The organism is Pseudoalteromonas sp. SCSIO 43210 (assembly GCF_054133285.1).
Map to the genome: position 1 here is coordinate 4,039,584 of NZ_CP087225.1, position 11,934 is coordinate 4,051,517.

The window sequence follows — 11,934 nt, forward strand, 5'->3', positions numbered from 1 at the left end:
CTCCCTCTCGATTTCCTAAAAAATAGAAATATCGAGCTTTTTAGATAGTAGTTCCAGCGCCGCAATTCCTGCTACCGAATTACCAAACGAATTAAGCCCTGGAGAATAAACAGCTACCGTAAACTTATTTGGTAACACGGCTAAAATAGTCCCTGACACTCCCGACTTACCTGGCATACCTACTCTGTAACCAAAATCCCCCGCAGCATCATATAAACCACTGGTAAATAAAAGCGAATTTAGCTGCTTATTTTGACGACTACTTAAAACACGATCGCCCGATCGATTATCAACACCTTTATTAGCTAAAAAATTATAAGCTTTGGCTAATTCAATACAGTTGAGCTCAATAGAACAAAAGTTAAAGTAAGACCATAAAACATCATCGACTTCATTTTCAAAATTACCAAACGACTTCATTAAATGTGCCATAGCAGCATTACGATGCCTAAATTCATACTCAGAATTAGCGACTTTTTTATCAATCACTATCCCTCTATTACCAGCTAACAACCTAAAGGTCTCGAGCATAGAGTGCATTGGTGCAGATAAGCGGCTGTATAACGCATCACATGTTACAATTGCGCCTGCATTTATGAAAGGGTTACGAGGAATCCCTTTTTCAAACTCAAGCTGTGTAAGCGAATTAAAGGCAGTACCTGAAGGCTCCTTTCCAACTCGATGCCAAAGTTCATCACCATAACGTTGCAGTGCCATAGTAAGTGTCATAACTTTTGAAACAGACTGAATGGTAAAACGTTGAGAGCAATCCCCCGCACATACAGTCTTACCATCAGTTGTATAAATAGCGATAGAAAATTGCTCAGGATCGACCTCTGCAAGGGCCGGTATATAATCAGCTACTTTTCCTTGTGATAATAAAGGGCGTACTTCATGTGCTATTTCATCAAGCACCTTTTGGTAATCAGCTGTAGGCAAACTAGACCTCTATATCATCATTCATAAAAATTGGATTTTAGCACGCGCGAATAGACGCAACTAGTTTTGTTGTTGAATTTAAAGAGGGATGTTTTTCTTAATTTAAAAAAGCAAAAAACGTCACATTACTGTAACGGGTTTCTCTTAATTAAATATTGGTAATGTCGTAGTGCCACAGCGGTGGAGAGGCACATAGCAAATGCTACACTATCTTTGTGTCGGGGCGTCCTTCTGCGGGGCTCGCCTTAGAACTATTTTATTTCGCCACTGAGTTCGGCATGGACTATTTACAAAATTTCAAAAAAGCAAAAAACCCGTCACATTACTGTAACGGGTTTCTCTTAATTAAATCCTGGTAATGTCGTAGTGCCACAGCGGTGGAGAGGCACATAGCAAATGCTACACTATCTTTGTGTCGGGACGTCCTTCTGCGCGGCTCGCCTTAGAACTATTTTATTTCGCCACTGAGTTCGGCATGGACTATTTACAAAATTACAAAAAGCAAAAAACCCGTCACATTACTGTAACGGGTTCTCTTAATTAAATCCTGGTAATGTCGTAGTGCCACAGCGGTGGAGAGGCACATAGCAAATGCTATACGATTATTAACCTTGTCGTCACTTAGTGTGCAGAGTTCTACTAATTTCAAAAAGCAAAAAACCCGTCACATTGCTGTAACGGGTTTCTTTTAATTAAATCCTGGTAATGTCCTACTTTCACATAGCAAATGCTACACTATCATCGGCGCTGTTTCGTTTCACTACTGAGTTCGGCATGGAGTCAGGTGGGTCCAAAACGCTATTGTCACCAAGAAAATTCTTTTCAATTTTCTTATTTTAATTATTAAGGTTAAAGTCCTTCGACTGAATTTGAAGCCTGGTAATGTCCTACTTTCACATAGCAAATGCTACACTATCATCGGCGCTGTTTCGTTTCACTACTGAGTTCGGCATGGAGTCAGGTGGGTCCAAAACGCTATTGTCACCAAGCAAATATGGTGCAAAGAATTAATGACAAGCACGTAGTACTACCATTTTCTTTGCGCAAGGTGCCTCAAATTTAACGCTACGCGCTAAGAGTCACCTCTTGAATTTGGAAAATATCTGATAATATTTTTTAAGTCTTTCTAAGTAATATCTACTTTAGTCATATTAACTTCTATTTAAACTGTCGCATAAAACGCGTTTGGCGTTGTATGGTTAAGCCTCACGGGTAATTAGTACAAGTTAGCTTAATGGCTCACACCACTTCCACATCTTGCCTATCAACGTTGTAGTCTTCAACGGCCCTTCAGAGACTTTAAAAGTCTAGTGAGAACTCATCTCGAGGCCTGCTTCGCGCTTAGATGCTTTCAGCGCTTATCAGTTCCGAACGTAGCTACCGGGCAATGCCATTGGCATGACAACCCGAACACCAGCGGTTCGTTCACTCCGGTCCTCTCGTACTAGGAGCAACCCCTCTCAATTCTCAAACGCCCACGGCAGATAGGGACCGAACTGTCTCACGACGTTCTAAACCCAGCTCGCGTACCACTTTAAATGGCGAACAGCCATACCCTTGGGACCGACTTCAGCCCCAGGATGTGATGAGCCGACATCGAGGTGCCAAACACCGCCGTCGATATGAACTCTTGGGCGGTATCAGCCTGTTATCCCCGGAGTACCTTTTATCCGTTGAGCGATGGCCCTTCCATTCAGAACCACCGGATCACTATGACCTACTTTCGTACCTGCTCGACGTGTCTGTCTCGCAGTTAAGCTGGCTTCTACCATTACACTAACCGTACGATGTCCGACCGTACTTAGCCAACCTTCGTGCTCCTCCGTTACTCTTTAGGAGGAGACCGCCCCAGTCAAACTACCCACCAGGCACTGTCCGTAACCCCGATTCAGGGGCCAACGTTAGAACATCAAAACTACAAGGGTGGTATTTCAAGGTTGACTCCACAACAACTAGCGTCGCTGCTTCAAAGTCTCCCACCTATCCTACACATGTAGGTTCAATGTTCAGTGCCAAGCTGTAGTAAAGGTTCACGGGGTCTTTCCGTCTAGCCGCGGGTACACAGCATCTTCACTGCGATTTCAATTTCACTGAGTCTCGGGTGGAGACAGCGTGGCCATGGTTACACCATTCGTGCAGGTCGGAACTTACCCGACAAGGAATTTCGCTACCTTAGGACCGTTATAGTTACGGCCGCCGTTTACCGGGGCTTCGATCAAGAGCTTCTCCCTAAGGATAACCCCATCAATTAACCTTCCGGCACCGGGCAGGTGTCACACCGTATACGTCATCTTGCGATTTTGCACAGTGCTGTGTTTTTAATAAACAGTCCCAGCCACCTGGTCACTGCGGCTCCCGTCCGCTTAGAGAGCAAGTCTCATCACAGATAGGAGCGTACCTTCTCCCGAAGTTACGGTACGATTTTGCCTAGTTCCTTCACCCGAGTTCTCTCAAGCGCCTTAGTATTCTCTACCTGACCACCTGTGTCGGTTTGGGGTACGATTCCATATAATCTGAAGCTTAGAGGCTTTTCCTGGAAGTATGGCATCAGCAACTTCATCACCGTAGTGACTCGTCTCGTGTCTCAGGTTTAATGTTCGTCCGGATTTACCTAAACAAACGCCCTACTCACTTTCACATAGACTACCAACGCTATGCTTGCTTAGCCTGCTCCGTCCCCCCATCGCAATTATATCGAGTACAGAAATATTAATCTGTTTCCCATCGACTACGCCTTTCGGCCTCGCCTTAGGGGTCGACTTACCCTACCCTGATTAACATGGGATAGGAACCCTTGGTCTTCCGGCGTGGGAGTTTTTCACTCCCATTATCGTTACTCATGTCAGCATTCGCACTTCTGATACGTCCAGCATACCTCCCGGTACACCTTCAACCGCTTACAGAACGCTCCCCTACCACTCAGAATAAATTCTGAATCCGCAGCTTCGGTGCATAGTTTAGCCCCGTTACATCTTCCGCGCAGACCGACTCGACCAGTGAGCTATTACGCTTTCTTTAAAGGATGGCTGCTTCTAAGCCAACCTCCTGGCTGTCTGGGCCTTTCCACATCGTTTCCCACTTAACTATGACTTTGGGACCTTAGCTGGCGGTCTGGGTTGTTTCCCTCTTCACGACGGACGTTAGCACCCGCCGTGTGTCTCCCGGATATTACTTTACGGTATTCGGAGTTTGCAAAGGGTTGGTAAGTCGGGATGACCCCCTAGCCTTAACAGTGCTCTACCCCCGTAAGTATTCGTCCGAGGCTCTACCTAAATAGATTTCGGGGAGAACCAGCTATCTCCCGGTTTGATTAGCCTTTCACTCCTAGCCACAGGTCATCCCCTAACTTTTCAACGTTAGTGGGTTCGGTCCTCCAGTTGATGTTACTCAACCTTCAACCTGCCCATGGCTAGATCACCGGGTTTCGGGTCTATACCTTGCAACTAGTCGCCCAGTTAAGACTCGGTTTCCCTACGGCTACCCTATTCGGTTAACCTCGCTACAAAATATAAGTCGCTGACCCATTATACAAAAGGTACGCAGTCACCCAACAAGTGGGCTCCTACTGCTTGTACGTACACGGTTTCAGGTTCTATTTCACTCCCCTCACAGGGGTTCTTTTCGCCTTTCCCTCACGGTACTGGTTCACTATCGGTCAGTTGGGAGTATTTAGCCTTAGATGATGGTCCACCTATATTCAGTCAAAGTTTCACGTGCTCCGACCTACTCGATTTCACTTAAAATGTCTTTTCATGTACGGGACTATCACCCTGTATCGTGGCGCTTTCCAGCAGCCTTCCATTAACACATAATAAGCTTAAGGGCTGTTCCGATTTCGCTCGCCGCTACTTTCGGAATCTCGGTTGATTTCTTTTCCTACGGGTACTTAGATGTTTCAGTTCTCCGCGTTCGCCTCGTTAACCTATGTATTCAGTTAACGATACCTGCAAGCAGGTGGGTTTCCCCATTCGGAAATCCTAGTCTCAAGCGCTTTTTACTAGCTTGACTAGGCTTATCGCAAGTTAATACGTCCTTCATCGCCTCCAACTGCCAAGGCATCCACCGTGTACGCTTAGTCACTTAACCATACAACCCAAACGGGTCTTTGTTTTGTGACAGTTTAACTTCGCCAGAAGTCAATATTGAATACTAAAGTAGATACCAATCAATCAACTCATAAGAGTTAATTAAATGGCACTCAATGGTACTGCTACCATTGTTTTTTTACTTTTGAAAACTCTTGATAAATACAATGTATCTATCAGAATTTTATTATCAGCTTTTCCAAATTTTTAAAGAGCATATTAATTAGCTATCCCAAAGGGACAAGCACTAATTAACAATCATCTGTGTGGACACTACGAACAAATAAGTTCTAAATCGTATAAGGAGGTGATCCAGCCCCAGGTTCCCCTAGGGCTACCTTGTTACGACTTCACCCCAGTCATGAATCACTCCGTGGTAAACGTCCTCCCGAGGGTTAGACTATCTACTTCTGGAGCAACCCACTCCCATGGTGTGACGGGCGGTGTGTACAAGGCCCGGGAACGTATTCACCGCGTCATTCTGATACGCGATTACTAGCGATTCCGACTTCATGGAGTCGAGTTGCAGACTCCAATCCGGACTACGACGCACTTTAAGTGATTCGCTTACCTTCGCAGGTTCGCAGCACTCTGTATGCGCCATTGTAGCACGTGTGTAGCCCTACACGTAAGGGCCATGATGACTTGACGTCGTCCCCACCTTCCTCCGGTTTATCACCGGCAGTCTCCTTAGAGTTCTCAGCATTACCTGCTAGCAACTAAGGATAGGGGTTGCGCTCGTTGCGGGACTTAACCCAACATCTCACAACACGAGCTGACGACAGCCATGCAGCACCTGTGTCAGAGTTCCCGAAGGCACCAAACCATCTCTGGTAAGTTCTCTGTATGTCAAGTGTAGGTAAGGTTCTTCGCGTTGCATCGAATTAAACCACATGCTCCACCGCTTGTGCGGGCCCCCGTCAATTCATTTGAGTTTTAACCTTGCGGCCGTACTCCCCAGGCGGTCTACTTAATGCGTTAGCTTTGAAAAACAGAACCGAGGCTCCGAGCTTCTAGTAGACATCGTTTACGGCGTGGACTACCGGGGTATCTAATCCCGTTTGCTCCCCACGCTTTCGTACATGAGCGTCAGTGTTGACCCAGGTGGCTGCCTTCGCCATCGGTATTCCTTCAGATCTCTACGCATTTCACCGCTACACCTGAAATTCTACCACCCTCTATCACACTCTAGTTTGCCAGTTCGAAATGCAGTTCCCAGGTTGAGCCCGGGGCTTTCACATCTCGCTTAACAAACCGCCTGCGTACGCTTTACGCCCAGTAATTCCGATTAACGCTCGCACCCTCCGTATTACCGCGGCTGCTGGCACGGAGTTAGCCGGTGCTTCTTCTGTCAGTAACGTCACAGCTAACGGGTATTAACCGTTAACCTTTCCTCCTGACTGAAAGTGCTTTACAACCCGAAGGCCTTCTTCACACACGCGGCATGGCTGCATCAGGCTTGCGCCCATTGTGCAATATTCCCCACTGCTGCCTCCCGTAGGAGTCTGGGCCGTGTCTCAGTCCCAGTGTGGCTGATCATCCTCTCAAACCAGCTAGGGATCGTCGCCTTGGTGAGCCATTACCTCACCAACTAGCTAATCCCACTTGGGCCAATCTAAAGGCGAGAGCCGAAGCCCCCTTTGGTCCGTAGACATTATGCGGTATTAGCAGTCGTTTCCAACTGTTGTCCCCCACCTCAAGGCATGTTCCCAAGCATTACTCACCCGTCCGCCGCTCGTCAGCAAAGTAGCAAGCTACTCTCTGTTACCGCTCGACTTGCATGTGTTAGGCCTGCCGCCAGCGTTCAATCTGAGCCATGATCAAACTCTTCAATTAAAAAGTTTTATGTCTTTCGACAGCTCAATGAATTCTGAATTTTTTAATATCTTTCGATATTGAATTGACTGTGCCGAATAATTACCGAAATAACTATTCTGTTGGTCACTCAGCTTTCAATTGAGACTCTAATTTTTTTGCTTCGTTACTTGCTCAATAAAGAACGAAGTAGCTTGGCTGTTAGAACTCAATCTGTACGAGTGCCCACACAGATGATTGCTTTATATTGTTAAAGAACGTTTTGAGTCGCTTTAGCGTCTCAAGGGATGCGAATAATACACCCTTTATTTTTCGAGTCAACACTTAGTTTTAAACTTTCTTTTGGAAGATTTAAAACCGAAGTTTTATTTAACTCTCTGAGTAGTTCGTGCCTTGCTATGCGTTGGCGTTTCCCGTCTCAGTGGGGTCGCATTATAGGGAGCGGCGGATTTTACGCAAGCGTTATTTGCATAAAATAGTAATTAAAATTAAGCCCCAAGCAAGCGCACATGATAAGCACAAGTTACCCACAAAAGCCTGTTGATAACTCTTGTTTTTACATAGCTAAACCATACTAAAGCTTTTAATTAAAACCCTAAAAATACAAAAAGCACCCTATATAGGTGCTTCTCAAAAGTAATAGTTATTAGAATCTAGGGTCTGTTTATCTTTCAAGGTTAAATTTGCAGTAGCCTGTTTGGTATTCAGGCAAGGCAGAGCCTATGTAGTGTGGTTACTCCCCATAAATAGGCGATAACGTAGCATTAATGCCAAACAGGCGCTGCCCAAAGGGTTCTTTCTAGGGGCTATTTACTCTTTGTTACTCGGTTTTTACTTATTCTTACATGGATGTAAGCCAGTAGGGTAACGCAGGAGCAGTTACCGAGCCCACTAGGTTACAAATCTCGCGCCGCGATTAAACAACCCCTAGTTTGAACAAATTTAATCCGCAAAGAGCAACAGACCCTAGTATAAAATACTATATAACTTGCGACGATACTTAGCTGCGAGTGCGTCGCCATCAGGTAAAGAGGCAATAATGGCTAAAAAGCTTGGTTTTGCTTCGTTGAAATTCAGATCTTTTTGCAGCACTTTAAATAGTACATCCAATGCTTCTTCTTTTCTGCCTGCTTCATTGAGTAAAATACTGAGCTCTTCTTTTAATTCTAGGTCATTTGGGTACTTTTCTACTTGTTGTTGCTTTTCTTTAATCTCTGGTGAATCTTTTGCTTCAAGCGCGGCTTCGCATTTTGCTTTTATATTATTAAAGTAAGCATCTTGCTCTTGTGCATCTATTGTATTTATAAGCGCTTGCGCTTCATCTACCTTGTGAATTTGAATACATATGTCTGCTAGCACTAATTTGATACGTGCATTCCCGCTGTCTATTTCATAAGCTTGCTTTGCATAATTAAATGCAGCATTTAAATCTGACTTTAATAACGCTTGCTTTGCTTGTTCTAACAGTAAGTCTTGTTGCGCAGGTAAATGCTTTGCTAGGGCTTCGCGTATTTGTACTTCGCTTTGAACACCTGCAAGTAAATCTACTGGTGCAGAGTCTTTTAATAATACAAGCGTAGGCAGTGTTTGAAGACCAACTTGTTGCGCAAGTTGAGAAGCGAGTGCTTGCTCTGCATCGCAATCTAGGTTTGCTACTACTATATGGCTTGCATATTCTGCTGCTACTTTATCTAAAATTGCAGCCTGTCCGATGCAGTCAGGACTTTGAGGAGAGAAAAAGTTAAGCAACACCAATTTTTGTTGTGATGTTTCACCGAGTACTTGTTGAAGGTTTTGCGCATTAATACTAACTATGTTGCTCATTGAATTGATTGCCATATTCGTCTATTTAGGTTTTTATATGGTGGTGAACATAATAATTACAAGTCATATACCTAAATCACTCGGTATACATATTCAACAATAAGGGAAAATATGAAATTAACTTACCTAAGTGCAATACTTTTATTAGCAAGCCCATTAGTACAAGCAAATGGACTCGATCTGAATTTAAGCAAAGCCATGCCAGCTATTGAAAAGTTTTACCTCGATTTACACCAATCCCCAGAGCTCTCTTATCACGAACAAGAAACAGGTAAAAAGATAGCAGATAGATTAACTCAGCTGGGTTTTAAAGTAACAAGTAATGTAGGTGGCTTTGGTGTAGTTGGTATTTATAAAAATGGTGAGGGGCCGACAGTAATGATCCGTACTGATACCGATGGCTTACCTATAATAGAGCAGACAGGAAAGTCCTATGCCTCAAAAGTTAAAGTAACAGACGAGCACGGTGCAAAAGTAGGTGTAATGCACGGCTGTGGCCACGATATCCACATGAGTTCTTTTATTGGAACTGCAGAGCAGTTAATTACTCATAAAAAACAGTGGCAAGGTACATTAATGATGATTGCACAGCCTGCAGAAGAAGTAGGTGGGGGTGCTAAAGCGATGCTAAGCGAAGGACTATTTAGTAAATATGCAAAACCTGATCATATAATTGCTTTACATGTAAGCGCTAGCGTCCCCGCTGGTAAGATATCAATGAAAAATGAATACACGATGGCAAGTGTAGATTCTGTCGATATTACAATTAAAGGTAAAGGTGGTCATGGTGCTTATCCGCATACAACTATAGACCCAGTGGTTATAGCTTCACGCACTGTACTTGCTCTACAAACAATCACAAGCCGAGAGCTTTCACCGCTTGAGCCTTCTGTTATTACAGTGGGGTCTATTCATGGTGGTTCAAAACATAATGTGATTTCGGATGAAGTAAAATTACAACTCACTCTCAGAAGCTATAACCCCGATGTAAGAAGCGCTCAAATAGCTGCTATCAAACGTATTACAGCTGGGATAGCACAAAGCGCTGGATTGGATGAATCAAACTACCCTGTAGTATATGTACATGAAGATGAATCGATTCCATCTACTTATAATAACCCTGCACAAACAGACATTGTTAGAAACTCTATTGCCAGCGCAATTGGCGATACTAATGTACTTGAAACACAAGCTGTAATGGCGGGTGAAGATTTTGGCCTATACGGACGCACCGATGAAAATATCCCTATTACCCTCTTTTGGCTAGGAGGCGTAAACCAAGCACAATATGCAGATTCAATAAAAACAGGTGAGGTACTCCCTTCTCTACACTCTAGTAAATTTGCACCTGATTATAAAGTTGCTATCCCTACTGGAATAAAAGCAATGAGTAACGCTGCTGTTGCCTTATTTAATAAGTAATCTGAGTTTAGGTTAAGTAATACCAATTCAACATTAAGCAATATGGTTTAATAAAATGGCTCTGTTGCTAACTAGCAACAGAGCTTTTTTTATAACTCGACTTTTTAAAGGTCGCTTTTCCACCTCGTTTAGCAAAACGTTTTTTAGGTGAGGTTTTTGGTAACTTCGCAAATGCATTGCTATCGCAGTTTGCTGCTAATTGAACAAACCCATTTAGGTCAGCAAGTAAAGGTTGTAAAAATTGCTGATAACTCATTGCCTGCTGTGCAATATCACCTAAGCTCGACTCCCACTTTGCGGTTAAATCAGGACTCGCTAAACCTTGTGGTAATACGCTAATAAGAGCAAGTCCCGTTTCGGTCGCTCTAATTGACTTACCTTCACGTTTTAAAAAACGCCGCTTAAATAGCAACTCGATTATTCCCGCACGTGTTGCCTCCGTACCTAAACCATCAGTGTCTTTTAATACTTTTTTAATTTGTGGATCTTTAACATAACGGCTAATGCCCGTCATCGCAGCCAATAATGTGGCATCGGTAAAATAAGCTGGGGGTGATGTATGCTTTTCGACTACTTCGCCTTTATCGCAAAAAAGAGGCATACCTTTTGTTAAAGGAGGTAGCGAGGTTTCATCTTTTAATTCAGATTTACCCATTAACACCTTAAAACCCAAGCTTACATCTTGCTTTGCATTTGCCTTAAAAAGCCCACCAGCAATAATTACCTCAGCTTTAGTTTCGTTATATATATAGTCGGGATAAAACTGAATTAAGTAATGACGGCTTATTAATTGATATACCTTTGCTTCGTCACCGCTCAAACTCGCTGACTTTAACTGTTTAGCCGTAGGCACAATGGCATGATGGGCAGCCACTTTTGAATCGTTAAAACATTTACTACGCTTTTTTACATCAGCCCCGTTTACTAATTCACTGCTTTGCCCACCATTAGCACTTATTGCCTTAAAAATAGCAGATGCTTCTTGATGGTGATCTTTGGGTAAATAACGATTATCTGAGCGTGGGTAAGTAATTAGTTTATGACGTTCGTAAAGTATTTGGCAAATATCCAATACTTTTTGAGCTGGCATACCAAATGCTTTAGCTGCATCTATTTGCAGAGCAGATAAATTATAAGGTAATGGAGCACTTTGCTTTTTTTGTTTTTGGTCGAGTGAAGTAAGCTCAGCACTTTGCTTTGTAATGCGTGAAGCAACATTTTCTGCAAGAGCTTTGTTAAGTATTCGCCCTTCTTCATCTTGATGTGGCTCACATGCTTTGCTTGGAACCCACTTAGCTATGAATGGTTGATTATCTGGAGTAAACAAATGCGCCAATACATCGTAAAAAGGCTTAGATACAAAATTCGCTATTTCGTTATCTCTATTAACAACAAGACCTAAAATAGGGGTTTGAACCCGCCCTACCGAAAGCACATTACCAAATCCTGCTTTTTGCCCAGCTAATGTATATGCACGCGTTAAATTCATACCAAATAACCAATCCGCACGAGAGCGCGCTAAAGCAGATACACTTAACGGAATAAAATCTCGATTAGAACGCATAACGCCCAGTGATTTTTTTACCGCAGATAAATTTAAATCACTAATGAGTAAACGTTGCGTACTTTGCTTTTTAGCCTGACTTATTTTAGCTTCTTCTATTACTTGGTCAACCAGAAGCTGGCCTTTAGCATCAATGTTACAAGTTATTTTTTATAAAATGTTTAAATAATTGTTTTATATGAGCTATTTTAAATTTAATCTTTTTCCTACTTTTCAAATTTTTATGTAAGAAAAAGACTGAAAAACAAGCAGTAAATAACACTAAATTTCACACTTACACAGTAT

At 43.1% G+C, this 11,934-nt stretch carries 3 protein-coding genes, 4 rRNA genes and 1 pseudogene; 1 reads left to right on the forward strand and 7 read right to left on the reverse strand.

Annotated features, from left to right (window positions below):
• Positions 1-15: 15 nt before the first annotated feature.
• The 6 genes from glsB to LOS73_RS17705 all read right to left on the reverse strand — a co-directional run bounded on the left by glsB (position 16) and on the right by LOS73_RS17705 (position 8,663).
• Positions 16-939, reverse strand: a complete 924-nt coding sequence (glsB, locus tag LOS73_RS17680; RefSeq protein ID WP_002961081.1) for a glutaminase B — start codon at positions 937-939, stop codon at positions 16-18.
• A 697-nt stretch (positions 940-1,636) separates the two neighbouring features.
• Positions 1,637-1,751 (reverse strand): 5S ribosomal RNA (gene rrf / locus LOS73_RS17685).
• A gap of 62 nt (positions 1,752-1,813) precedes the next feature.
• A 5S ribosomal RNA gene (rrf, locus tag LOS73_RS17690) occupies positions 1,814-1,928 on the reverse strand.
• A gap of 206 nt (positions 1,929-2,134) precedes the next feature.
• Positions 2,135-5,025: ribosomal RNA gene (locus LOS73_RS17695) — 23S ribosomal RNA — on the reverse strand.
• A gap of 299 nt (positions 5,026-5,324) precedes the next feature.
• Positions 5,325-6,860 (reverse strand): 16S ribosomal RNA (locus LOS73_RS17700).
• The 16S, 23S and 5S rRNA genes sit together here, the layout of an rRNA operon.
• 945 nt (positions 6,861-7,805) lie before the next feature.
• Positions 7,806-8,663, reverse strand: coding sequence for a tetratricopeptide repeat protein (locus LOS73_RS17705; protein ID WP_007377456.1), 858 nt, complete (start codon positions 8,661-8,663; stop codon positions 7,806-7,808).
• A 111-nt stretch (positions 8,664-8,774) separates the two neighbouring features.
• On the opposite strand from LOS73_RS17705, the gene LOS73_RS17710 reads away from it, so the two are divergent.
• Entirely contained in the window at positions 8,775-10,085 is a 1,311-nt protein-coding gene (locus LOS73_RS17710) for a M20 metallopeptidase family protein (protein WP_008137954.1), read from the forward strand.
• Positions 10,086-10,152: 67 nt separating this feature from the next.
• Here the strand turns inward: LOS73_RS17710 and LOS73_RS17715 are convergent.
• Positions 10,153-11,781 (reverse strand): annotated as a pseudogene (locus LOS73_RS17715) (DNA topoisomerase 3); the annotation flags it as partial.
• Positions 11,782-11,934 lie beyond the last annotated feature (153 nt).

Coding starts and splice junctions, on each gene's coding strand:
- LOS73_RS17705 (WP_007377456.1), bottom strand. CDS start 8,663: ATGAGCAACATAGTTAGTATTAATGCGCAAAACCTTCAACAAGTACTC.
- LOS73_RS17710 (WP_008137954.1), top strand. CDS start 8,775: ATGAAATTAACTTACCTAAGTGCAATACTTTTATTAGCAAGCCCATTA.